We start from the raw sequence: 24,887 nt of genomic DNA, 5'->3' as shown, positions 1-24,887 counted from the left end.
GTGGTGATGCATTCACCGCCTGAACCTACCGGGCCAATTTTGACATAAACGCAGTCAGTAACTTCCATCGCCCCACCGCCCCCAGCCATAAACGCTGTCACCGCCTGAACCTACCTCCTCCAAAAACCAAAAACCGCAACCTTTGGCCACAGTAAAACTGCGACTTCAGATTGCGGTTTTGGCAATAAATGAGGAAGCTATTTGCTTCGCGCTAGCCTAAATAAGGCTTAGCCCTGACGGGCCTTGAAGCGCGGCTCCTTCTTGTTGATCACGTAGACCTTGCCACGACGGCGCACGACCTGAGCGCCCGGCTTGTTCTTCAGCGACCGAAGGGACTTGCGGACCTTCATTCGGGCGCTCCTTTCTACTCGGCTCCGAAACGGGAATGTGCACACTGCACTCTCCCCGGACAATCACCCCAGTGACTGCCTGGCAACGCACCCTTCCTGATAATCCGAAGAAATATCAAAGAGGATGCGTTACGACACGAGTTGCCATACTACCTAATAAGCGGAATAACTCCAAAAATCCGGGGGAAACATGTTCTTTGACGGGCAACCCCAAGATCGCGACTCCCCACGTTGCAACTGCTTCCACTTCTCTACTTGGCAGCGGCAATCATGTACTCGCGGACCTCGGCAAGCGTCTTACCTGAGGTCTCCGGCACCGCCTTGATGGTGAATACCAGCGCAATTGCGCCCGTAATGGCAAAGAAGAAGAACGACCACGCACCACCGACAGCATCCACCATCGGAAGAAAAGCCTGCGCCACAAACCAATTCGCAACCCATAGCGCGAGCCCTGCCAGCCCCATACCCAGGCCACGAGCCTCTGTCGGGATGATCTCGGAAATCAGGAGCCAGGTCGCCACCGACACAGCCGCCTGCTGAAACACGATAAATACGGTCATCAGCAGAAGCGACATCATGGCACCCGTCGAAGAGTTACTCGACAAACCATAGACGGGCGCCAGCACGAGCAGCGAGCTTGCACAGCCCACCAAACCGATAATCAGCATTCGCCGACGACCAACGCGGTCAATGATGCTCATACCAATTGCACACGAAATCACCGAGGCGATACCGATGATGATGGAGGTATAGACAGAGCTTTCCGTCGACAAGCCAACCTTGTTCATCATCGTCGGCGCGAAATACATAATCGCGTTCGCGCCCGTGACCTGTTGCGTCACACCAATGAGCATCGCAATAATGACGGTGCGTCGCACCCACGGGGTTTTCACGGCAAGGCGCTCGGCTGCACGCTGATCGGCGCTTGACGACGCCTCATCAACGGCAACCTCAGCCAGGGTCGCCTCATCTCCCTGCATCTGACGCAGCACGGCCAGCGCCTTGCCCTCCTGTCCTCGACGGACGAGGTAGGCCGGAGTGTCCGGCAGAACCAGCATGCCGATGAGCAGCACGATGCCGGGGACAGCGCCGAGTCCAAGCATGAGTCGCCAGTTACCGGAGGAGGCTAGGGCGGAGTTGGTGAGGAACGCCACCAGCTGACCAATCACGATCATCAGCGAGTTCAGGCTGACCAGGCGTCCACGCACATGCGGTGGTGCCATTTCGGAGATGTACATCGGTACGACGATGGAAACACCACCGATACAGACGCCGAGCAAAGTACGCGCAGCACCCAGCGAAAACGCACTAGTAGCGAAAGCACACCAGATACTGCCGATGATGAAGCCGACCGCTCCGAGCAGGATGGTGCCACGGCGCCCCAGGGAGTCCGCTACGCGACCGCCCAGGAACGCACCGATAGCCGCACCGACCAAGAGCATGGCGGTGACAGTGGACTCCTGTCCTGGAGTCAGCTCAAAAGAGCGCTGGATATACAGCAGCGCGCCCGAGATGACACCGGTGTCGTAACCAAAGAGGAGGCCGCCCAGAGCGGCGATGATAGCCACGGCTATCGACCGAGTTGTGGTGGTTTCCCGGTTCGGTCCAGTCTTATTCTGTTCGGTTGTACTCACGCTGGAAATCTTGCCACCGTCCGGCCAAAGACCCCCTATCCGAACAGCACTTACTCGATAAAGATGAGAGTTTTGGCACTCTTCTGGCAGGAAAATCATCCCTTTTCCCGTCCTGAACTAGCGGTAGAGTGAGGCTCATGACACCAGTAGGCACACAGGATTTCCCACACCCCCTCCAGTCGGAGATTATTAACGACCTCCACGTCCAGCCCACCATCAATGCCGCCGAGGAAATCAGCCGCCGAGTCGATTTTCTCTGCGATTATTTCCGCGCCGCGCACGCCAAGGGATTCGTGCTCGGAATTTCCGGCGGTCAAGATTCCACGCTAGCCGGACGTCTAGCGCAGTTGGCCGTCGAAAAGCTTCGCGACGGCGGCGAGGACGCCACCTTCATTGCCATTCGCCTCCCCCACGGCGTGCAGGCCGATGAGGACGACGCACAGGTGGCACTGCAATTCATTCAACCTGACCAAAGGCTAACTATCGATATCGAACCGGCCACCGCCGCGATGACCGCCCAGGTCACCGATGCCCTGGCCGGCAGCGCTATCAGCGACTTCAACAAGGGAAATATTAAGGCCCGCATGCGCATGATTGCCCAGTACGCAGTGGCGGGTGTTGACGGCGCTTTGGTCATCGGCACAGATCACGCCGCGGAGGCTGTCACCGGCTTCTACACCAAGCACGGCGACGGCGCCTGCGACCTCGTTCCGCTGCAGGGGCTGAGCAAGCGCCAGGGCGCGGCCTTACTCCGTCACCTCGGCGCACCAGCCAGTACGTGGGAGAAGGTGCCGACGGCCGACCTGGAAGAAGATCGCCCTGCGCTTCCCGACGAAGTTGCACTCGGGGTGACCTATACCGCCATCGACGACTACCTCGAAGGCAAGGCCGTCTCAGATGAGGATGCCGCGCGAATCGAGTATCTCTACTCCATTTCCCGGCACAAGCGAGCCGTCCCTCCCGGACCGGCCGATTCCTGGTGGCGCTAGGCTACTGCCCCGGGCCACCGATCCAGCGTCCCGGACAGAGCAGCAAACCCCTTAAGAGAAGGCCTCCGCGCCAGCGTCCCAAATAGCCCCAACTGCGGCCAAGCTGTCTGCCACACCGGCTTCGGCGCTGGGTTCCAGCGCAGGTGAACCATCCTGGACGAGCTCGGCGGTCACCAAACCGTGGGCGAACGCCCACATGGCCAATCCCTTAGGCTCATCGCCGGCAACCTTAATGAATGCATCACGAATCCAGGCATCCAACGACGAAGGCGAGACGACATTCACGAAATTAGTGCGACTCATCAGCCGGTAACCATGCGGATCGTCGAGAACTGCCTGGCGGTACGCCTGCAGCAGAGACGCCGAAGTGCATTCCTCATCAATGGCAGCGTGAATACGCTTGCCCAGATTCTCGAGGCTCTCGGTCAGCAGCAGCTGAAGGAGCTCTTCTTTGCCGCTGATGTGCTTGTACAGCGATGGCGCCTTCACATCGAGCCGCGCCGCTAGGCGGCGCATGCTGATAGCACTCCAGCCCGATTCGCGCAGCATCGCGCGCGCTTCATCTACGATCTTCTGCATACGTGGGGACTGCCTGCGCACATCGGGCTGCGCTGGCACCCCATCGGTCGATTCTATGGTGCACGTCACATTTGCGACTGTAACGCGTTGAATCTCACTTAGGGCGCTTTTGGGTAATTTAACCCAACAATTTTTTAAAAAACAGCTAACGGCGGTGCTCAGTCACTAAAAGCTGCCTTTGCACGCTACAAGCTTTGCTTCACGACGGAGCCCCCACCGTCGTAAAGCAAAAGTGCCGTATGCCACCGCTACACTTCGTAGCGATTCGGCTCCTCCCCGAGGTGGAAATGGCGACCCGAAACATCGTTCGGGGTAATGCGCACGTAGTTGTACTTTAACGTCGGCAGCCAGGGCTTCAGCGGCAGCTCATCTGCAGCGTTAATATCCGCGCGGGAGGTGAGAACCTCTGCGTCACCCTTTACGATGACCGACCAGGCCTTCTGAGCATCCTTGTCAACAAAGTCGGCCTCAAAAAGAACATCGTGGTTCAGAGAAACAGTAAAGAGCTTCGACCCCTCGGCAGTGCGGAAGTAAATGTTCCCCTCATGAACGACGTAGTTCAGTGGGAAAAGATCCATATCGTCTTTACGACGAACAACCAGTCGCCCAAAAGTCTGCGTAGCCAGCAGCTCAAGGGATTCTTCGGTGGACAGTTTCTGAATAACGGAGTCGTTGTGTGCCATACCCCCAGTATTCCACCGTTCAGACAAAGTTGCTACAGCCATACGGATTACCAATCATTGAGGTAAACGGCGAGCACACTACCCAGGGGCAGATACAAGAAAACCCCCGGTCATAACGACCGAGGGTTTTTCTACTGGTGGAGCTAACGGGACTCGAACCCGTGACCCCCACACTGCCAGTGTGGTGCGCTACCAGCTGCGCCATAGCCCCAGAATCAACATCGAAGTGGCTTTCACCCTCCGCTGTGGACTCCTCAAAGGCTACATGGCACTGTCATGTATCACCAAATCCGCATGTAGAACACTCTTTTACGTATTCGCCGAGTGCCCCAGAGTGGATCTGCCGAACATGAACTGAAGATGAATCGTGTGAGCGTGCACGGAACCTAGCGCAGGGCCACCTTGACCCACTGCCCCAGTCCGCCATCACCGGAAATGTTCTCCAGAATATCCTTGCCATCGACAAAGACGTGCGGTGAGGAAACCTTGCCCAAGCGCTTCTCAAGGTCATCGAAGTTGGCATTTGCGCTTGCCTTAGCCTCGGTGGTGTCGATGCCGGAACGGACTTCGCTGACAATTTCGTCAGCAACACCGAGCTGCTCCAGACGGTCAGCCAACTCATCATCGCTCCACGTGACAGAGTTCTGCTGGTCAGCCATCATCATCGTGCGGAAGTTCCAATATGCGCGAGCATCACCGGTCTCAGCAATCTTGCGGGCAACCGCGAAGACGCGAGTGGAGTGACCGTCACGCTGCTCCTTCTCCTGACCATCCAGGAAGTTCAGCGTGCGGTATTCAGCGACAAGCTTGCCGTCGTTTAGCGCCTTGAGCTCATCATCGTGGCCCTCTTCGCTCATCTGAGCACAGTAGTGGCACGAGTAGTCCTCAAAAATCGTGGCTGTTTTAGCCCCTTCGGCGCCGTCCTTGCTCAGTCGGATGACATCGCCGTCGAGTGCGACGGAGAAGTCGACGTCCTCATCTGGCAGTCCCTCAATCGGCTGCGACCGGCCGATGTAGATAACGCCACCAATAACAACTGCAACGACAGCAAGAAGAGCAATCAGGCCGACGACGAAGCCACTGCCCTTTTCATTTGGATTCTTAATCTTCTGACTCACACCGCTTACGATAGCGGTGTTTTCTTGCCAATGACACAATTGCGCCTGAGAAAACGGAAATGGTTGTTAGGCCGCATCGCTAGGCCCCATCACCTTGCCCCATTCCCCTGGCCTATCCCCTAGGCTTCCCCTCTAGCCAGCGGACTAGGCGTAAATGGCAAACTTCTTCCACGGCCACACGTACACAAATACAGCCAAGGCCAGAAAACCGATGTCTCGGGCGATTGACTTTAGATATGAAACCGCGTCAGCGTTCTCGTCGTAGCCACCGCCACCAAAGCAACCGCAGTCAATCTGCAGGCCGCGCGCCCACGCCGAGATAATGCCGCCGATAAACACCAGCAAGAGCGCGCCAGACAACACCGCTACCGGGCGCAGGAAAAGCCCCAATACCAGCAGGAGTCCAAGGATGACTTCGAAAGCGGGCAGCGCAACCGCTACCATCGGCACCAAATCGCTCGGCAGCAGCTCATAAGCTTGAACTGCCTGACGCGATTCCAGCGGGTTCAGCAGTTTGATAAGACCCGAGTACAACCAAACTGCAGCCAGGCCGAATCGTGCCACCACGCCTACGAAATTCTTCATACACAGAAATGTTAGTACAGGCTAACTGTTTACAGCTAGCCCAATGGTTACCGATTACCCGTTCAGGACTGCCGAGACCACGTCCTGCGCCTCAGCCTGAACCTGTGCCAGGTGATCCGCGCCTTTGAAGGACTCCGCGTAGATCTTGTACTTATCTTCAGTGCCCGACGGACGCGCCGCGAACCAAGCGTTCTCCGTAACCACCTTGAGGCCACCAATCGCAGCGCCGTTGCCCGGTGCTTCAGTCAGTTTGGCTGTAATGGTCTCCCCTGCCAGGGTGTCGGCCTTGACCTGCTCCGGCGAGAGCTTCTTCAGGATTGCCTTCTGCTCACGGGTTGCGTCCGCATCGGTGCGGGCGTAAGCCGGGGCACCGTACTTATCGGCGAGTTCTGCGTAGAGCTGCGATGGAGTCTTCTCGGTCACAGCCTTGATCTCGCTGGCCAGGAGGTCCAGGATGATGCCGTCCTTATCGGTAGACCACACAGTTCCGTCGTGACGCAGGAACGATGCACCAGCGGATTCTTCACCGCCGAAGCCGATGGTGCCGCCGAGCAGACCCGGGACGAACCACTTGAAGCCGACTGGAACTTCCACGAGCTTGCGGCCCAAATTGGCAACGACGCGGTCAATCATCGACGAAGACACCAGCGTCTTACCGACCGCGGTCTCCTGCGACCAGCCCGGACGGTGCGCGAAGAGGTAGTCAATGGCAACGGCCAGGTAGTGGTTCGGGTTCATCAGACCCGCGTCCGGTGTCACAATTCCGTGGCGATCGGAGTCCGCGTCATTGCCGGTGGAGATGTCGAACTTATCGCGGTTACCAATCAGGGACGCCATCGCATTCGGCGAGGAGCAGTCCATACGAATCTTGCCGTCTGTATCCAGCGTCATAAAACGCCAGGTCGCATCAACCAGCGGATTGACCACGGTCAGGTTTAGGTTATGCGCATCGCCAATTGCGCCCCAGTAATCCACCGACGCACCACCCATTGGGTCGGCGCCGATACGCACGCCGGCATCACGGATGGCGTCGAGGTTGACAACATTCGGCAGGTCCGACACGTATGCGTTGAGGTAGTCGTGCTTTACGACGAGGTCTCCGGCCTTATCCACCAGCTGGCGCTTAACCCCATCCAGGCCCTTAGCCAAGTATTCATTAGCACGAGCTGCAATCCAGTCCGTCGCATCCGCGTCCGCCGGACCACCGGTCGGCGGGTTGTACTTAAAACCACCATCCCGTGGCGGATTGTGGGAAGGGGTAATCACGATGCCGTCGGCACGCGCGGCGCTACTCCCCGTCGGACCTCCCTCCACGTCGCGGTTGTACGTCAGAATCGCGTGGCTGACTGCCGGAGTCGGCGTGTAGCGATCCTGAGCGTCAACCATCACGGTGATGCCGTTGGCCGTGAGCACCTCGAGGGCGGAAATCATTGCCGGCTCGGACAGGCCGTGGGTATCGCGACCGACGTAGAGCGGACCTTCAATGCCCTGGCCCTTGCGGTAATCCACGATTGCCTGAGTAGTGGCGTGAATGTGGTCTTCGTTGAAAGCGCCGTCGAGGGAGGAACCGCGGTGACCGGAAGTACCGAAGACGACCTTCTGGTCGGGGTTATTCGGGTCCGGGTGCTTTGTGTAGTAAGCAGTGACCAGTTCCGCGACATCGATAAGGTCGGATGGCTGGGCCAATTGCCCGGCGCGCTCATGAGCCATTGTGGGTATCCTCCTGCTGAATCGGCGAACTGCGCAACCACCGATTTCACCGCCGACGAGCCGGCCGGAATGGGGAAACCGGACTTAAATGCGCTTCCTCTTCCCCAGTGTCCCCGTTTTAGGGTCAGCGCGCATGGCAAGAACCACTCGGTAAGGCAAACTCGCCCCTGCAATAGGGTGCAGTAGGTAGATTGTCGCGTGCCGACGGGAACACCTCCTGGTGAAAGATTCCGAATTGTCGGCGCCTACCTCCCCTTTCGCCACTGTGCTAGCGTTTTCACCGTGAATGAGGAATCTGTCGTTGCGAAACTGCCATCAGCAGGACGGGCGCAGGTTCTCATGGCCCTGGTTGTCGCCGGCGGTGCCGCTATTGGCGCGGTAAGTCGCTTTCTGCTCGGCGCGGCAATCGATGCGATTGTGAGCTCGGGAACTAGCGCAGTTTCGACCACTGCCATCAACTTGTTGGGCTGCTTTCTCTTCGGCCTGGTCAGCAGTATCGCGTTTGCTAATCCTCGGCTTTCCGCTTTCTGCGGTACTGGCTTTTGTGGCGGTTTCACCACTTTCTCCGCATTTGTCATTCTCTTGTTGGTGCAAGCGGACACGTCAGTCGTACTGATTGTGAGCGTCGGACTTATTCATCTGCTGTGCTGCCCTCTCGCCTACTGGTTGGGCACCAAGTGCGCACGGGAGGTCGCGGAATGACCGGCGATCTCCTCGGCTCTTTTTCCTCGGCACTCTCTGCCATCCTCGCTATCGCAGTTGGCGCGGCAGTAGGTGGAGCGCTGCGCTATGCGCTGGCCGAACTTGCGGTGAAGTGGGCTGATTCCAAACTACCCGGAACGTGGACCGCGAATATGATTGCCTGCTTCGTCGCCGGTGTCGCTGCTGTGGTGTGGTCGCGGGGAACGTCGATAAGCAATGGCATGACGCCTGCTCTGGCCTATGCGACGGTAATGATTGGCTTCGCCGGCGGCCTGTCGACGTGGTCCACACTCGCCGGAGAGATCGTACGCCTTAAGAACCAACACTTTTGGAGGGCATGTGGGTACCTTGCTCTCACACTGATTGGCGGAATAGTTTTTGCTTTCGTCGGAATGTGTTTACCCCCACTTGTGGCGAATTAGTAGCACAATAATCATTTTCTGAGAAATTAATGATCGAATTTAGGCTTTCTACCAGTAAAGTTCCACAGCATGGAAAGCTTCAGCGATTTTGCCTCAGCGGCGGATAGTTTTATTTGGAGTCCGTATCTCCTGATCCCCGCGCTGATCGGCACCGGAATCATTTTGACCATTCGCCTGGGTGCAATTCACCTGGTCAAACTCGGCCCGGCACTGCGCCTCGGACTCATCGACCGTAACGACGAAGACGCCGAGGGAGATATCACCAACTACCAGGCGCTTGCGACGGCTCTCGCGGCAACAGTCGGTGTCGGCAACATTGTCGGTGTCGCTACCGCGATCGGCCTGGGTGGACCCGGTGCGCTGTTCTGGATGTGGGTGACCGGCCTGCTTGGTATGGCATCGAAGTACTCCGAGGCATTCCTGGGTGTGAAGTACCGTCAGGTCGATGCAGCTGGCGAACAGTCCGGTGGCCCGCAGTACTACCTGCGCAAGGCCATCCCGAATGGTTTTGGTAAGACGCTCGGTATTCTCTTCGCCGTCTTTGCTGCGCTGGCAGCGTTTGGTATCGGCAACCTGACCCAGGGCAATGCCGTGGCCTCGAACCTGGAAAACAGCTTCGACATCGATCCGACGCTCTCCGGCATGATCATGTTCATCCTGGTAGGTGCGGCGCTGATGGGTGGCATTAAGTCGATTGGCCGCATCACCGCCGGCTTTGTGCCGATGATGATTGTGCTCTACATCGGTGCGGCCGTGTGGGTGCTCGTCGCCAATGTCTCGGCGCTGCCCGAGACCTTCAAGCTCATCTTCACCGATGCTTTCACCGGCACCGCGGCCGTTGGTGGGTTCGCAGGCTCCACGCTCATTCTCGCCCTGCAGATGGGTGTTGCCCGCGGCCTGTTCTCCAACGAGTCGGGCCTGGGTTCCGGTGCTATCGCCGCTGCCGCCGCATCGACCACTCACCCGGTTCGTCAGGGTCTGGTCTCCATGACTCAGACCTTCATTGACACCATCATCGTCGTGTCCTTCACCGGCCTGGTTATCATCAGCACCGGTGTTTGGCAGGATGGCAACGTCGACACTGGCGCTCTGACTGCTGAGGCATTCTCCCGCGGTCTACCTGGCCACTGGGGTGGCACAATCGTCACGCTGTCGGTTGTCTTCTTCGCATTCTCCACCATGCTGGGCTGGTCCTACTACGGTGAGCGCGCATTCGAGTCCCTGGTCGGTCGCCGCGGCACCGGTCTCTACCGTGCGGTCTTCACCTGCGTAGTCTTCGTCGGCGCTGTTACTCATCTGGAAACCGTCTGGTCCGTCGCCTCGGCTCTCAACGGCCTGATGGCGCTACCGAACCTCATCGGTCTGATTGTCCTGTCCGGGCTCATTGCGCGCGAGACAAAGGCCTACCTCAAATTTGACCCGCAGTTGCGCGCAACGGCGGCAGAGATTGATAAATGGCAGTCTCAGCAAAACTTCGAGGCCTTCAGCAAGAACTAGCTGAAACTAGCAGCTGCTCGTAGGGACTACGACAAAAACTACGAGCAGGTCTGCGCGGTCTCCGGCTTTTCGATTGCCGCAAGCGCGTCGTCAAGCACAGAGACCTTTACCAACTTCATATCGCCTCGGTCGGCAGTCACAGCCTCTGCGCAATTGCCTTCCGGCACGAAGAACATCTCGGCGCCCTCATCTCGGGCGGCCGAGATTTTGTGTGTAATGCCACCGATTTCGCCCACGTTGCCGGCAGCGTCAATAGTGCCGGTGCCAGCGAGGTGCTGCCCCTCGGTCAAATCGCCTGGACTCAGCTTGTCAATCACTCCGAGCGTCATCATGAGACCCGCAGACGGACCTCCAATGCCGCTGAGCTGGTACTCAACCTTGGTGTCGTCCGCGGATTGCGCCCCCATCCCAACGCCGAGCAGCGCGGCATTCTTCTGATGCGGATTTTCCGCCAGTGTCACAGAAATATCGACGGCTTTCTCGGGGTCAGAGTCCTCGCCCTTAGCAGTCTTCTGCTTGTCGACGGTCGCAGACTTGACCCTCAACGTGACAGTATCGCCCGGGTTGCGTCCGGCAATAATCGCCTTGACTTGCTCAGGCTTGCTTACGGCCACCCCATCCACGGCGAGAATCACATCGTCTTCATGCAGTCGCCCATCGACGGGACTATCCGGCACTGTGTAGGCGACGGTGACTTCCATCGGCAACCCGAGATGTGCCAGCGCAGCGGAGGTGGCGTTGGCCTCTGACTCGGTGAATGCAGCCTTGTTCTCCTCTTCCACCTCGTCCTGACTCTGGCCCGGAGGGAAGACCGCCTCAATGGGGACGATATCGTTGTCACGATCGAACCACAGGCCAATGACCTGCGGCAATGTCAGGTTATGTCTGACTGCGACGGTTGTCATATCCAGCGTGCCCTTAGAGAGTTCGGAGTCCGCAGCACTGCCACTGACCGAGATAATGCTCTTGCCCTCGACATCGCTGAGAACATCGAAGACCGGGCCAGGCCCCTGCGCGGCATAGGGCACTGTCAGCGTTGGCAGCGAGAGCACAGTTGCCAACGCGGCGATGGGCACAGCGCCCGCAACAAGAGTTTGGGTACGACGATTCACAAATAACACCCTACATTCTCGCTATCTGCCTACTGGACACCTGATGAATCTTGTCCGTGTCTGTTCGCTGGGCGCGAAGTTGCCAATAAAGTGGTGCTTTTAAGTACTCACGCGGGTCATTGCCCGGTACGGTGGGAGCATGAGTTCTAACGGATTTGGCTTTGGTCCGAACGACAATGATGACGATCGCGACGACGCTGGCAACAATGACTCCGGTCAGGGCGGTCAGGGCGGCCAGGGCGGTCCTTTCGGTTTCTTCGGGTTTCCCTTCGGTGGCATGGGCGGCGCCGGTGGCTTCGGTTTCGGCGGCCCCGGGCAGCCCGGCAGCGGCGCCTCCGGCAAGGGGGACCAGCCGAACTTGGGCGATATTCTCAACCAGTTCGGCGAGATGTTCTCCGGCATGGGGCAGCGATTCCAGGAGTCTAACTCTGGCCCTGTCAACTACGACGCGGCCGAGCGCGTTGCGCGGACCCGTCTTGGTAACCCGGCTCCGGTGAAGGACTCGGCCCGCGAGGCGCTGACTGATTCCCTGCGCCTGGCCGAACTGTGGCTAGATGACGTCACCTCCCTGCCGGCTGGTGTCAACCGCGTAGAAGCGTGGAATAGCCTGCAGTGGTTGGAGAACACCAAGTCGACATGGACTCGCCTTGTCGATCCCGTCGCCAGCCGCATGAGTGATGCCTCCCTCGAGGGTGTTCCAGAGGAAGCTCGCGAGATGATGGGGCCGATGCTGGGCATCATGCGCCAGATGAACTCGATGAGTTTCGGTACTCAGCTAGGAAATGCGCTGGCGGAGTTGGCACAGACGAGCCTGACTGGTTCTGACCTCGGGCTGCCGCTACACACCACTGGTGCGGCGGTACTGCTGCCAACGCATCTCGTCGCTCTCGCGGAGGAACTCGAGGTTCCAGCGCGCGATCTGTTTATCTACGCCACTGCCCGCGAAGCTGCCCACCAACGTCTCTTCGACCGCGTGCCATGGCTGGCTGAACGCATGATTTCCTCTGTCGAGGAATACGCTGCCGGCATCGTCATCGATTACTCGGCGATTGAAGAGGCCGCCCGCGGTCTGGATATTGAGAACATGCAGGATCCGCAGCGTATGCAGGAGGCTATGAGCGAGCTGCAGAATATGGATCTGAGCCCGAAGATTCGTTCTCGTAACGAGAATGCTCGTACTCGTTTCCAGACGCTGCTAGCACTGGTCGAGGGATGGGTGGACATGGTTGTCACCGATGCCCTCGGTGAGCGTCTATCGGGTGCCGCACAGCTGGATGAAGCCTGGCGTCGTCGCCGCGCCACCGAAGGTGCTGAACAGGCGCTGGAGAAAGCCACCGGCATTGACCTCGGATCCCCCAAGGTGCGTGAGGCAACCAACTTGTGGCACCGTCTGACCACCGCTGTGGGCATCGAGCGACGCGACAAGGTCTGGGATCACCCGGACTTCCTGCCCGTGGCAGAGGATTTGGATGAACCCGCGGCCTTTATTGATTCGGTCCTTGGCGGCTCGGAAAACGATGACTTCGACCCGATCGCAGAGCTTGAAGAGCAGCTGCGCAAAGAGGCCGAAAAGCGCGCGGCTGAGGGCAACGACAGTGACGCCGACGACGATAAGTAGCGAGTTAGCTCTGGGTTCCCCAGCGTTGATACGCCTCTAAATAGCCCCGTGCCCGTTCGTGGTACGGGGCTTTTGCCGCCCAATACCAGAACTCTTCGGTATGACCACCGTCGACGAAAGTGTGCACCAGTTCGTGCACAATGACATCGTCGAGGACGTACCCCGGGACGTCGGCAAGCCTGTGCGAAATGCGAATGCGCCCAGGACTATCGACACCGCCGGTGACGGATGCCCACCTGCGCGACATGTTCTTGACCCATTTGATTGACTCGAACCGCGGGCGATCTTCCAGCACCGTACGAGAGAGCAGCCGTGCGCGGCGCTCCAGCTCGGAATTATCCAGGTTGCTGCCAACTTTCTTCCGCACTCGCGCAACAATTTCATTGACCTGCTGTTTTTCCGCAGCGGCGCTGAGATCGTCCGGAACCATGACAATGATCCGGTTTCCCTCCGCGCGGGCGGACACAGTACGGCGGCGGCGCTTCGAGCGCCGAACCTCAACATCCGGGCCGTACTCAGGTCGCTTGGTGCTCATGCTTTTTAAGCGTATATGCTCTGCGCTGCGATTGCGTAAAAGCTGGCCCCGGGGTAAAAGATATTTTTATGGGGGAATACAGGGATACGTCTCGGGGGCGGGATGGTACGGCTGGCGTAATAGGTTCGCACGCACCCGCTGCACAAACACTTGCCGCGCCTGCCACGGACTACGCACTGCGGCCGGAGGTACCGATTGTCATGCGCCCAGGCGCGCGGATTCAGTTCGGCGTGGAACCGGAGCGCAGCATGATTCTGCCGCTTTCCGACGGCACCCCGCCGGGGCCTGTCTTCTCGGCGCTTCTTGCAGCTCATAGAGGTAGCACCTTAAGCGAGGCCTTTACTGACAGTCACGACAAACTGTCACCGCAGTTCATTACCGCACTTATCTCCGACCTTCACCGAGCCGCGCTGGTCCAAAAACCACCGACACGGCGGAGGATTACGCTGATTGGTCGGGACAGCTTGCGCACCGGACTTTTAAAGGAGCTTCGTCGCACGGGTTGTGGTAGTTGGACGACGGCAATGTCGCCCACCCGCAATGCGACGCTGAAAATATCTCAATCCACACCGGAAGAGATCGGGCTCGCGGTGGTCACGGGCATGGAAGTACCGAGCATGCCCTTGGTTCGCGCTCTGTTTCATCGTGGAATTGAGCATCTGCACACGCATTTCCGCGATGGGGCACTGATTCTTGGGCCACTTGTTCAACCAGGTCAAGGACCCTGCTCGATGTGTTTCGAAGCTTATCGACGAGACCGCGACCCCGTCCGGGCACTGATTGCGCTACAGCTTCGCACTTTTACGCCCGTGGCCGCACCGGAATGGCTGAACACAGCGGTGCCACTGTTGGTTGGGCAGCTGCGGCGGCCGGATCTCTCAGATCTATGTGCAACGGAGGTGCGCATAGATCTGGAAAGCCTCGATATCACTCGCACTACTGTTGCTCCCCACCCGCAGTGCCCAGTGTGTGGTCATGGAAACTCGCAGATGCAGTTCATGTAATTCGAAGTGCCTTGAGCAGAATCTGACTAGGAATTCACGAAAGAATTGACGATTCCCAAGATGCCTTCGCCGAAATGATTGAGCTTCGCTTCTCCAATTCCGGGAATCTGCAGAAGTTCCTCCGGCGTAGTCGGCTGCTGCTCACCGATGGCCAGAAGGGTCGCATCGGAGAAGATTACGAATGCGGGGACCGTCATTTCCCTCGACATTTCCAAGCGCCATGCACGCAATGCTTCCAGTAGTGCAGGATCCGCACTGACTGGGCACTCTTCACAACGCCCTGAAATCCGCTCGGCATCGGTGTGCAATGGCTTAGTACAGCCCTTGCACTGTTTGGACTGCTGACGCTTACTGCGGGAACTAGAGCTCCTTGAGCTTCGCTGTGCCTCAGCCGAGTAGTCAGAGACATCAATGTCGAGTTCATCGAGGAATCGTGTGCGGCGACGTGACCTGCGGCCGCCTTCTGTCCGCGACAATGACCAAGATAGCTCCAGATGTTCGCGGGCTCGAGTAATGCCGACATAGAACAGACGGCGCTCTTCTTCGATGGCTTCCGCCCCCTGCGCAGGAGAACGGTCGAATTTATTCAGCGCATGTTGGATAGGCAGCGAACCGTCGGTAAGCCCAACGAGGAACACCGCATCCCACTCCAGCCCCTTGGCTGCATGCAGGCTAGCCAGCGTCACGCCATCCAGCGTCGGTGGATGTTTGGCCTGCTGCCGAGTGTGCAATTGGCCGAGGAGCGCCTGGATATTGACCTCGGTGTTGGCATGAACGATGTCTTTACACAGGTCAAATAGGGCGCGTAGTGACTGCCAACGTTCCCTGGCACCAGCGCCTTCCGGCTCTTGGTCAGTCATGCCAAGACCCGCGAAAACCTGCTTGACCAAATCCAATAGATTCGTGCCCTGCAATGTCGGAACAGTCCGTGAGGAACGGGAAACTCGCACAAGTGCAGCGATGGCATCGCGGATCTCGGGACGCTGGTAGAAACCGCCCCCGCCACGAACCTGGTAGGCGACTCCTACCTCGGACAAAGCCTGCTCAAAAACTGCGGACTGTGCGTTGATGCGGTACAAAACGGCAATCTCCGATGCCGGTGTACCCGCGTCGATAAGTCGCTTGATGCTGCGCGCGGTCGCGCGAGCTTCCATCGGCTCATCGTCGTACTGGTTGAAAGTCGGCTCCGGGCCGTCTTGACGCTGTCCAATCAGCTTCAGCCGCGAGCCGGCGATACGCCCCTGTGCACGGCCGATGACATTGTTGGCCAGCTCAACGACCTGTGGGGTCGATCGGTAGTCCCGCTGCAGGCGGACCACTGTGGCTTCGGGGTAGTCCCGAGAGAAGTTCATCAGGTATTGCGGAGTCGCACCTGTGAAGGAGTAAATCGTCTGGTTGGCGTCCCCGACAACTGTGAGGTTGTCACGGTCTCCCAGCCAGGCGTTGAGAACTCGCTGCTGTAACGGGGTGACATCCTGGTACTCATCGACGACGAAGCACCGATACTGGTTGCGGAATTCCTCCGCCACTGCACGGGAATTCTCCATCGCACCGGCGGTGTGAATGAGTAGGTCGTCGAAGTCAAGCAATAGCCCGTCAGGAGTAGTTTTTATGTCCTCGTAAGCGCGATAGCAATCGACAATTTTTTCCGCAGACAGAGGCGCCGTGCGCCCATGTTCCCGCAACGCGACCTGGTACTGATCCGCACCGGCCAGAGTGGCCTTCGCCCACTCAATCTCGCCCATGACATCGCGGATCGTTTCCTTGGAGGTGTCCAGGCCCACCCGGCGTACTGCTTGGGCGACGACACGGAATTTCTTGTCATCCAACAGCTGCCAGGGCATATCACCGGCGACTTGGGGCCAGAAGTAGCGCAGCTGGCGAAGAGCTGCCGAGTGGAAAGTACGCGCCTGGACTCCAGGCGTTCCCATCTTTGCCAGGCGGTCGCGCATCTCCCCTGCTGCACGCGAGGTAAATGTCACCGCTAATACCTTCTGCGGCTGCACAAACCCCTGGTCAATGAGGTACTTGATGCGATGAGTAATTGTTCGGGTCTTACCTGTACCGGCTCCAGCAAGAATGCACACCGGCCCCATCGGAGCCGTTGCTGCCTCGCGCTGGTCTGGATCCAGCCCAGCTAGATAATCCGGCTCGTTCACATCCGCCTCTGAGTAAGTCAAAAGTTGTTAGACCCCATTTTTAAACTGGTCGAGTGCTATTCGTCATTGCTGTAGACACGGCGGACGTACAGCAGCCGGTCGCCTGGCTCCACCGACTCACACTCCGGTGAATCAATTCGGTACAGCTCACCCGAGCGCACCACGCCGAGTGCAATATCCGCGAGGTGCCGTGGGCTGGCACCGATTTCCTCTTCGGTGACCAGCCTCTCTGCAACAGAGAATCCTTCATCCGGGCTCAGGAGATCTTCCATCATCTCAACCACCGAAGGAGTCACCGTGGCCAGCCCCAGCATTCGGCCGGCGGTTTCAGAAGAAATAACCACTTGGTCTGCACCTGACTGCGTCAACAAGTGGCGGTTTTCTGATTCACGCACCGAGGCCACAATTGAGGCACCCGGCGCCAACTCACGGACCGACAACGTGACCAGCACCGCTGTGTCATCTTTGTTCGGTGCAACGACTATAGAGCGGGCACGCTGAATACCAGCTAACTTCAGCACATCGGATTTAGTAGCCGACCCATGCACCGTCGCCAAGCCTTGATTCGAAGCGTGGTCGAGTGCTTCCTTGTCCGTATCAATGACAACGATTTCTGCCGGATCTACGCCGTCCGCGAGAAGAGCTGCAATGGCAGAACGACCCTTGGTGCCGTATCCGATAACGACGGTGTGGTTGCGCAACTGTCTCCTCCAGCGCTGAATTTGCAGGGTTTTCCGAGATTCTTGGGTCAAAACGGTCAGAGTAGTACCGACCAAGAGAGCAAGGAAGGCCACACGCAGTGGCGTAATGATCAAAATATTGAGTAATCGAGCCCTCTGTGTCACCGGCGTGATGTCACCGTAGCCCGTCGTCGACAGGCTGACAGCCGAGTAATACACCGCATCGATGAAGGTGAGAGGCTCCGTATATCCGTTGCGGTCGTAGTAAACCACGACGGATGCAATCAGCAGCAAAAATACGGCGTAGTTCAAACGACGTATGATTAGCCGCCAAGGATTCTTCGGCGCGGACTCAGGCAGGCCAATGACTCCCAGCAGTGCATGCCCGGGAAGATCATTGAGCCCGGTTTCGTATCCCGAAGATTTCCGAATTGGATTACGCAACCGCTCCTCGCCTGCCTTTCATGAAAATTCCTCCCGGTGAAAAATAGCGCATACAAACTGCTGCTTTCACCTGGATAACTGGCCACGGCCACGCGGCAGTTACATACGTAGATGATTATCCAATCAGCTCGCGCATTTTCCTGTCTAACTCTATCCTGCTTGGCAGTAGCGCTTCATCTGGTATTAGCGTCCGTCCTGCCGAAACGTAGAAGAACCCGGCTTCAATGTCTTCGGGGGCAGTTTCCATTCCCATCTCGCGCAGCCTATCCGACCACGCCAGGCGGTAAATCGCCAGCTGTAGCGCCGCTACTTCCCTTTCCTTTCCGCGCGGCATCTGGCCTGTCTTCCAGTCAATGACGCTCCACTTCCCGTTGTCGTTAAACACCGCGTCGATTCGGCCGACGACCCGCCTCTGCCCGATGGCAATTTCAAACGGCACCTCTACATGCGTTGGCGTGCGGTCAGCCCACTCAGATGCCTCGAAATTCGCCTTCAATTTCTCCAGTTCGCGTTCGGACGCGACTTGCTCTGTGCCGAGGAAGTCATCCAGTTGATCCCCGAAGAGATCCTCATCGTCCAGCAGACTGTGTGCACCGAAGCGATTCTCCAACCAAGCGTGGAATGCCGTACCTCGGCGCGCGAATCGGTTTGGCTTAAACGGCACCGGGCGTGCTTTCCGACGAGCAAACGCGACCGGATCCGCAATCATCGCTTGGTATTCGCTAGTGGACATGCTTGTCGGCATTGGTAGATGAATCTCCGCGGCCTTAGCTCGAAGGATTTCATCCACGAGAATGGTCGTTTCCGTTTCCCATACCTCAGACAGGTCACCTGCAATGGGGCGCTCATCCTGGTCTTCGCCCATGTAGCGCATGACGCTTTCGGCTGCTCGCTGCACACTATCTCGGCGGTTGCCCAGGGTATCGACGGGCCAGACCACCCCATCAACCGCAGTGTCGCAGTCCAAATCGACTTCAGTGTCCTCTACCTCAGGGTCCTCCCCATCTGTCCACGACACCACATAGTCACTGAATTGAGTGGCGATGGCTGCGAAGTCCGCCGACACGTCGGTGGGTTTCTTCAAGCTCGGATTAGGCCGCCTGCTTGCAGTGACAATGAGCTTTTTCGCGGAGCGAGTCATGGCAACGTAGAAGAGGCGCTGTTTTTCTTCCCTCTCCACTTCTCGCAGCTCTTCCTTGTAGGCTTTGATCACCTTGTTGAGGTCGGTCTGGTTATCGGTGCCTGATATGTCCAGTTCGGGGGCGTTGCTATCGACAGAATCAGCGACAGGAGCCCAATCGCCTGCTGCAAGCTGCGTTGCATCCTCTGTTGTTTCTGCACTAGCCGTTAGCGGATCCACTTGAGTAATTGCGCCAGGAGGAAGCTGAACTGAATTGGTGAGCCACGATGACAAATCAACTCTGTCGAACTTGCTAGTGGTGATGCCCGGAACAGCAACCGTTTCCCACTCCAAGCCCTTTGACTTGTGCATAGTCATGATTTGGACACAGTTTTCCGGCATGTTCATAGGTGCCCGTTCCAAGCCATCATCGTGTTCGACAGCGAATTCCAGATAGTTCAAAAACCCTGTCACATCGTCCGAGATATTTTGAGAATACGTCGCAGCGATATCGACAAACCTATCCAGATGTGCGGTTGTCGGCCTGGTTATCGCGGTAGCAGAACCGTACTGTCCAGCCGCTGCTTCTACGCGAATTCCAAACTCAGTAGCGATGTCCTCGACCAGTTCCGGCAGAGGCTTATTCAGCGAGAACCGGCGTAGTTTTCGTAGGCTTGCACCCAACTGTGCGATGCGCACCATTGCTTCATCTGTGTAGTTCAGTGACTCGCTACAGACCAACCGCCCATTTTTTTCCACACTGCCGCGCGCCAGCGGGGTGCCGTCGTAAAAACGAATATCCGGGTCGGCGATGGCGTGCCCCAACCCCACCGCAGACGATGCTGCTTCGGCATCTTCCACGAGCTTGTCATACTGGCGAGCGAGCTGGGAAAGCGGTGAGGAGTCTGAAGTCTCTTCGACATTGCCCTTCTTTCGGGCCAACTCGTCCTTGCCTGCCATTGCCAGCTGGTCTACACGAGTGCGAAGTGCCTCCACGTCCGCGGCACCCAAATTGAACTGTGGGCTGAGCAGCAGACGCAGAGCATCCGGGTCTGAACTGGGGTCGACCAATATCTTCATCACCGAGGTGATATCCATGACCTCGGGCAAGTGCAGCAATCCAGCGAGTCCCACAATGATTGCAGGCACACCCCGCTCAGACAGTGCCTCTAAATAGACAGCCGATTCAGCATTTGTCCGAACCAGGATGGCGGCATCGAGCTTGTTGCCAGCTGCTTCACATTCGCGTAATTGCGCCTCCATGCAATCTGCGATGTATGCAACTTCTTCCTCACCGGTTGCAGTGAAAGCAAGCTGCACCTCGCCCTGGCCTGCTTTTGGCCCTGCATCCAGTGCCTCTACCGTACGAGCCTGCCCCGCAAAAGCACGGTCGGAGACTGCGTTAGCAAGCTGCAGCACTGACTGCGGGTTTCGCCAAGAAATGGTCAGTTGCTTTTTCTCCGCTGGCTGCCCATCCGACCGCGGAAAATCATTGACAAACTGCACAAGGTTTTCGGCCGTTGCTCCTCGCCAGCCATAAATTGCCTGCATCGGATCGCCGACAGCGGTGACACAACCACCGGAGAACAGCGCACGCAGGAACAGCCGCTGTGTGTGCGACGTGTCCTGGTACTCGTCGAGCATGATGATCTTAAAGCGACGCCGCTCCTCCTCCCCGACTTCCGCGAAGTCGGTGGCTAGCCGGGCCGCCCGAGCCATCTGCATACCGAAGGTGGCGACATTTTCTTCATTGCACCGAGCTCGAACCTGCTCTACCAGCGGCAAAATCTCTAATCTCTCCCGCTGCTTATCGACGATGCCCTGTAGATCGCCAATTAGTCCCTCGCGTTTACCCTTCTGCGGGGTCTGCTCAATATTGCTGATGAACGCTTCGGTTTCCTCGCGAATCGCCTGCGGGGTAGATAAGTTTGAGTCGATGTTCGACCCCAGCTCAATAATGCGACTAGCCAGCGTTGATGGTGCAATATCGACATCAATTTCGGTCACATTGCGAGCTGTTTCCCAGGCCAACTGCCACTGCGTCGCGCCATCCATAATGGTGACCCCCGGCTCCGTCGGCAGCAAAAGACCATAATTGCTCACGACTTCAGAGGCATAAGCATCGTAAGTAAGCGTGGTTGGGGCAATGACCTCGAGGCTTGCTAATACCTCTGGTGAAGCTTGTGCACGAAATGCAGCGGAGGAAGCAAGCGCATTCAGCTGTTGGCGGATACGGACGCCGAGCTCGCGCGCTGCCTTCCTGGTGAAGGTCAAACCTAGAACTTCTTCTGGGCGGATAAAGCCGTTGGCGACCAACCACACGACACGGGCAGCCATTGTCGCTGTTTTACCAGCACCGGCACCGGCGACAACAAGCATTGGTTCCATCGGTGCACCGATTACCGCCGCTTGTTGCGGAGTGGGCGGAAAGTCCTGCCCCATCATCTCCGACAGGGTGACGGGATCAATGATGGTTCGTTCCTCCGACATGACTACCGATTCCCTTCTGCTGCCGGGCACGCCTTCGAAAGCGTGCAGAACTTGCAATGATCACCAGCGAGCGCCAAGGCACGCGGGCCAGACGTCGCACGTGCTACCTGCTCCACGCGACGCTCCCAGTCAGCCAACTTGTCTTCCGTGAGCTTTGACTGTTCTCGGCTAGTGATAATGGTCTTATTGTGTGACTTTCGCGGAAATACCAGGTATGCCCCAGATTGTTCAATGCCTTCGCCGTTGTCCACAGCGAGCCCATCTCCGCTTTCAACGAGCTTCCCCTTCGACAGCGCTAGTTGATATGTAGCTAGCTGTGCGTGTCCTTCTACTTCTTTACCGGAGGGCGCTGTCTTACCGGTTTTGATATCGACGATTTGAACTGCACCATCAGCGTCTTCAATCAACCGGTCGATTCGTCCGACAATCACGATGTCATCGTTGATGTTGACATTTACTGGGACCTCGGTTCCGATATCTTTCTTAGTCTCAATCCACCGCTGCCAATCCTCCAGCCCGGTCAACCAGGTCTCTTCCTCAGTACGCTTACGCCACTCCGGATCATCGGACAGGTCCCCAAAAACACGCCGGATCTCAGACTGAGCCTCAGGCACAGTCACTCCCTTCGCGACTGCTTCTACCGCCTGATGCAGTAGAGAGCCCAGATACATGGCCGATGTCGGTGCTGATTTATCCAACATGGCCTTCAACGGACAACTCAGGGTTGCTTCCACCTTGGAGGGATTGATCCTCATCGGCTTCTTGTCATTTACCGGCTTCGAAGTCGACGGTGCACGGAGCCCCCACCAGGTGTCTGGATGTGCGCCAGCAACCTCAACCTGCGCCAATCGCGCGAGTTGACGTGCAGCTTGTCGACGCCGCGTCTCAGTCTCCGCATCGTCCACAACGGCTGCACGCAGTTCTGCCAGCAGTGACTCCACAGAGAGCACCCGTGGCAGGCCTTCACCGGCCCATGCGACATCTTCTGCCTCTGCAACATCCGGATTGCCGGCGTTTACTTCATTAGCCGTAGCCCCGACTCCGTTCGCAGACGACGAGGCTTCCGATTGTTTCGCCAGCTCCGTCACCGAATTACCGAGCTTTTCAACGAGCTCGATAATAAACGGACTGGGAACTCCAACATCGTCAGGAGAATCGACTGCGGTCAGCAGTACCCTGTCGCTCGCCCGTGATACCGCGACGTGCAGCAAACGACGTTCCTCCGCCAGCGCATCCGCCATGGAATTGATGTACTCCCGCGGCTCAATTCCGTGATCGACGAGACCGATGAACTCGTTCTGCTTCATCACCGAGCCAGTCACACCGAGGCTGGGCCACTGGCCTTCCTGGACTCCGACAACCGCTACTGCTTTCCACTGCCTGCCCAGAGCCGCATGGGCTGAGAGAATGCGCACGGCATCGCGCTCTACCCCGCTACGGTCACGTGCGCCGATGGGCAGCTCCTGCTCTTCCACAGAAGCGATAAAACCGTCAACCGTCAGTTTTGGATTCAGCTCCACACGGTCACCAGCAAAGTCGAACAGTGCCATCACAGCATCCAAATCGCGGTCAGCCGATGCGCCAGCTGTACCGCCGCGCAACGATGCCGCCACCAGATGGTCTGCCAAACCAGTGGACTGCCAAATTGCCCACAAAGTTGCTTCCACACCATCGCGCAACGCTTCACGAGCTGCGCTCAACAGATCCAGCGGCACCTGCAGCGCCTGACGTTCACGCTGCGACAGAGACTCAATAAGCTCCAGCTGTTCAGCTGTGAGTCCCTCTGCCTTCAAGATTCCGATGAGCTGAGTCATCGCGGCCCCGCCGAACAGGTCGGCCTTCCGGATTCCGCGCAGCAGACGCTCTTTGACAATCGGATCCATGTTGACCAATGGGCCGGAGAGGAACTCGTCCCACTCCACGTCATCGAGCTGGTTCATAGTTGCCCGCAACGCCACCATCAGCGCTCGCACCAATCGCTGATGACTTAGCACGATGTCCGTTGGGTCAATCTGCACAGGCACACCCGCACGCGACAACGCACGGAACAGAGAGGACTCCCCTGCACCGGACCGGACGATGACCGCCATATCCTTCCATGCCACTCCCTCGTCAATATGAAGGCGCCGGAAGTAGTCCGCGACTGTGGCTCGCTGTGCACGTTCAGAAGGATGAATAGCTATTTTTACTGCACTTTTAGCTGCGTACGAGTTTTCCGCTGCGACGGTATCGCTGTTGTTTCCAACTTCGGATTCACGAGCTTCCTGTGCTCCAACTGAACCGACAATGCCACGGTATGCAGGCGCCTTAGGCAAGCGCTGAGAAACTGCGTTGACTAAATCCGCGATATCAGCGTTACAGCGGTAAGACTGCTGCAAGTGGATTGCCTTGTACTCGACCTCACCAGTCCCCCGGAGATAGTCATTATTAGCACCGCGGAAATGGAATACCGATTGATCTTCATCACCAGTAATGACGGCTACGGCCGCCTGCGACACAAACCGATCCACAAGACGCGCAGCTTCCGGGGATAGGTGTTCAGCATCATCGACCAGCACCACCGACTTTCCCCACCGAGCCAGTGCTTGCGCGTCTGTATCCAGCTCCATCAATGCCGCAGAGACAATCTCTGCAGCGTTCAGGCTGGGCTCCCACGCCAACCGCATAGTCTGCTGATACTCCGCCATAAACTTGCCAGCCGCACACCACGACTCAATGCCATAGTCCACGCCGAGCTGCTGAAGCCTCGGGGCGTCAATCCCCCGCTCAGCTGCACGCAGCAGAAAGTCACGAACCGCACGGGAAAAACCGACTAACGGAAGAGCCGGGCGCAACCGCTCTGGCCAATACGCACCACCATCTTCCGCATGTCCGGCCAAAAGTTGCCGCACGACAGCATCTTGGCGTGCACCAGTGGTCAACGATGGTTCAGGCTCTCCCCGACTGACAGCGGCATCACGTACTACTGCATAGGCAAGCGAATGCACGGCACGCACCATGCCACCTTGACCTGCCCCGACCGAACCACCTTCCCCCAGTTCAGAGGAAAAACGCCTGTCAATATCCCGCCTCAATTCCGCAGCGGCCTCTTTTGACTGTGACACCACCAAAATGCTGTCCGCCGGAATGCCCGCCTGCATGTAGTCCACCGCGAGATCTGCCAGCAGCGAACTCTTTCCAGTCCCTGGGCCGCCTAAAACGCGCACAACAGACTGGTTTACAAGCTTGTTCTCTACCACGAGCGCCTGATTATGGGAAGGGAAAAGCGCCTCTACCGCAGTACCCAACCACTGCCGACGACGAGGAGGTTCCTCCTGGACGAACCGAACCTTCGGCATTCCATCTACGTTCATGTGCACCATTGTGGCACAACCTCCGGACCGATACTCGAACCCCCATTCGAAATAAGGAGAAAAATACCCCCGCCCCAAAAACTCCCGTAAATACTGCCCGGCG

At 57.8% G+C, this 24,887-nt stretch carries 19 protein-coding genes and 1 tRNA gene; 6 read left to right on the top strand and 14 right to left on the bottom strand.

The genetic code is table 11. From position 1 onward, the window contains the following. Positions 1 to 227 precede the first annotated feature (227 nt). Together ykgO and HMPREF2681_RS01605 are read right to left on the bottom strand one after the other, a co-directional pair. Positions 228 to 350 (bottom strand): type B 50S ribosomal protein L36, encoded by a 123-nt coding sequence (gene ykgO, locus HMPREF2681_RS01610; protein ID WP_005511141.1) that lies wholly within the window; start codon positions 348 to 350, stop codon positions 228 to 230. A 251-nt stretch (positions 351 to 601) separates the two neighbouring features. Further along, complete coding sequence (locus HMPREF2681_RS01605) at positions 602 to 2,083, bottom strand: sugar porter family MFS transporter (protein WP_141744329.1); 1,482 nt, start codon at positions 2,081 to 2,083, stop codon at positions 602 to 604. Positions 2,084 to 2,121: 38 nt separating this feature from the next. Here HMPREF2681_RS01605 and nadE point away from each other — a divergent pair, with 38 nt between their 5' ends. Continuing rightward, entirely contained in the window at positions 2,122 to 2,973 is an 852-nt protein-coding gene (nadE, locus tag HMPREF2681_RS01600; protein ID WP_070545790.1) for an ammonia-dependent NAD(+) synthetase, read from the top strand. Positions 2,974 to 3,024: 51 nt separating this feature from the next. Here nadE and HMPREF2681_RS01595 read toward each other — a convergent pair whose 3' ends face one another. The 6 genes from HMPREF2681_RS01595 to pgm all read right to left on the bottom strand — a co-directional run bounded on the left by HMPREF2681_RS01595 (position 3,025) and on the right by pgm (position 7,648). Next, a complete protein-coding gene (locus tag HMPREF2681_RS01595; RefSeq protein WP_052317807.1) occupies positions 3,025 to 3,621 on the bottom strand; it encodes a TetR/AcrR family transcriptional regulator in 597 nt (198 codons plus the stop codon). A gap of 179 nt (positions 3,622 to 3,800) precedes the next feature. Then, a complete protein-coding gene (locus tag HMPREF2681_RS01590) occupies positions 3,801 to 4,235 on the bottom strand; it encodes a pyridoxamine 5'-phosphate oxidase family protein (protein WP_070545787.1) in 435 nt (144 codons plus the stop codon). 135 nt (positions 4,236 to 4,370) lie between these two features. Next, positions 4,371 to 4,446 (bottom strand) — tRNA-Ala (locus HMPREF2681_RS01585). 175 nt (positions 4,447 to 4,621) lie between these two features. Further along, positions 4,622 to 5,353 carry a DsbA family protein gene (locus tag HMPREF2681_RS01580; RefSeq protein WP_070429782.1) on the bottom strand — a complete coding sequence of 244 codons (732 nt, stop codon included), beginning with the start codon at positions 5,351 to 5,353 and terminating at the stop codon, positions 4,622 to 4,624. 144 nt (positions 5,354 to 5,497) lie between these two features. After that, positions 5,498 to 5,938 (bottom strand): MauE/DoxX family redox-associated membrane protein, encoded by a 441-nt coding sequence (locus tag HMPREF2681_RS01575; protein WP_048733317.1) that lies wholly within the window; start codon positions 5,936 to 5,938, stop codon positions 5,498 to 5,500. Positions 5,939 to 5,992: 54 nt separating this feature from the next. Further along, complete coding sequence (pgm, locus tag HMPREF2681_RS01570) at positions 5,993 to 7,648, bottom strand: phosphoglucomutase (alpha-D-glucose-1,6-bisphosphate-dependent) (protein ID WP_048733320.1); 1,656 nt, start codon at positions 7,646 to 7,648, stop codon at positions 5,993 to 5,995. Between the two features lie 282 nt (positions 7,649 to 7,930). On the opposite strand from pgm, the gene HMPREF2681_RS01565 reads away from it, so the two are divergent. The 3 genes from HMPREF2681_RS01565 to HMPREF2681_RS01555 all read left to right on the top strand — a co-directional run bounded on the left by HMPREF2681_RS01565 (position 7,931) and on the right by HMPREF2681_RS01555 (position 10,269). Continuing rightward, positions 7,931 to 8,350 (top strand): fluoride efflux transporter FluC, encoded by a 420-nt coding sequence (locus HMPREF2681_RS01565; RefSeq protein WP_224784093.1) that lies wholly within the window; start codon positions 7,931 to 7,933, stop codon positions 8,348 to 8,350. Further along, complete coding sequence (locus HMPREF2681_RS01560) at positions 8,347 to 8,772, top strand: fluoride efflux transporter FluC (RefSeq protein WP_049172850.1); 426 nt, start codon at positions 8,347 to 8,349, stop codon at positions 8,770 to 8,772. The genes HMPREF2681_RS01565 and HMPREF2681_RS01560 overlap by 4 nt, the downstream gene beginning before the upstream one ends. Positions 8,773 to 8,841: 69 nt before the next feature. Further along, positions 8,842 to 10,269, top strand: a complete 1,428-nt coding sequence (locus HMPREF2681_RS01555; protein ID WP_048733326.1) for an alanine/glycine:cation symporter family protein — start codon at positions 8,842 to 8,844, stop codon at positions 10,267 to 10,269. A gap of 38 nt (positions 10,270 to 10,307) precedes the next feature. Here the strand turns inward: HMPREF2681_RS01555 and HMPREF2681_RS01550 are convergent, their stop codons facing one another. Then, entirely contained in the window at positions 10,308 to 11,381 is a 1,074-nt protein-coding gene (locus HMPREF2681_RS01550) for a YlbL family protein (RefSeq protein WP_048733327.1), read from the bottom strand. A gap of 139 nt (positions 11,382 to 11,520) precedes the next feature. On the opposite strand from HMPREF2681_RS01550, the gene HMPREF2681_RS01545 reads away from it, so the two are divergent. Then, on the top strand, positions 11,521 to 12,999 hold the full coding sequence (locus HMPREF2681_RS01545; RefSeq protein ID WP_069359468.1) for a zinc-dependent metalloprotease: 1,479 nt from the start codon (positions 11,521 to 11,523) through the stop codon (positions 12,997 to 12,999). A 4-nt stretch (positions 13,000 to 13,003) separates the two neighbouring features. Here the strand turns inward: HMPREF2681_RS01545 and HMPREF2681_RS01540 are convergent, their stop codons facing one another. Next, positions 13,004 to 13,534: a YgjP-like metallopeptidase domain-containing protein gene (locus HMPREF2681_RS01540; protein WP_016422236.1), complete on the bottom strand. Its 531-nt coding sequence runs from the start codon at positions 13,532 to 13,534 to the stop codon at positions 13,004 to 13,006. Positions 13,535 to 13,602: 68 nt separating this feature from the next. Between HMPREF2681_RS01540 and HMPREF2681_RS01535 the strand changes: the two genes are divergently transcribed. After that, on the top strand, positions 13,603 to 14,538 hold the full coding sequence (locus tag HMPREF2681_RS01535) for a TOMM precursor leader peptide-binding protein (RefSeq protein WP_070545786.1): 936 nt from the start codon (positions 13,603 to 13,605) through the stop codon (positions 14,536 to 14,538). Positions 14,539 to 14,564: 26 nt separating this feature from the next. On the opposite strand, the gene HMPREF2681_RS01530 is transcribed toward HMPREF2681_RS01535, so the two are convergent. From HMPREF2681_RS01530 to HMPREF2681_RS01515, 4 genes are all read right to left on the bottom strand, one after another. After that, positions 14,565 to 16,634: an ATP-dependent DNA helicase UvrD2 gene (locus tag HMPREF2681_RS01530; RefSeq protein WP_070545807.1), complete on the bottom strand. Its 2,070-nt coding sequence runs from the start codon at positions 16,632 to 16,634 to the stop codon at positions 14,565 to 14,567. 119 nt (positions 16,635 to 16,753) lie between these two features. Then, complete coding sequence (locus tag HMPREF2681_RS01525; protein WP_016422233.1) at positions 16,754 to 17,821, bottom strand: potassium channel family protein; 1,068 nt, start codon at positions 17,819 to 17,821, stop codon at positions 16,754 to 16,756. 115 nt (positions 17,822 to 17,936) lie between these two features. Continuing rightward, positions 17,937 to 21,431 carry an ATP-dependent helicase gene (locus HMPREF2681_RS01520; protein WP_048733333.1) on the bottom strand — a complete coding sequence of 1,165 codons (3,495 nt, stop codon included), beginning with the start codon at positions 21,429 to 21,431 and terminating at the stop codon, positions 17,937 to 17,939. Positions 21,432 to 21,433: 2 nt separating this feature from the next. Next, entirely contained in the window at positions 21,434 to 24,784 is a 3,351-nt protein-coding gene (locus HMPREF2681_RS01515) for an ATP-dependent helicase (protein WP_239272284.1), read from the bottom strand. Positions 24,785 to 24,887 lie beyond the last annotated feature (103 nt).

This window comes from Corynebacterium sp. HMSC064H12, from assembly GCF_001809925.1.
GTDB lineage: Bacteria > Actinomycetota > Actinomycetes > Mycobacteriales > Mycobacteriaceae > Corynebacterium > Corynebacterium jeikeium_D.
Note: the sequence above shows the minus strand (reverse complement) of the source record. Positions and strands in the feature narration are given on the sequence as shown.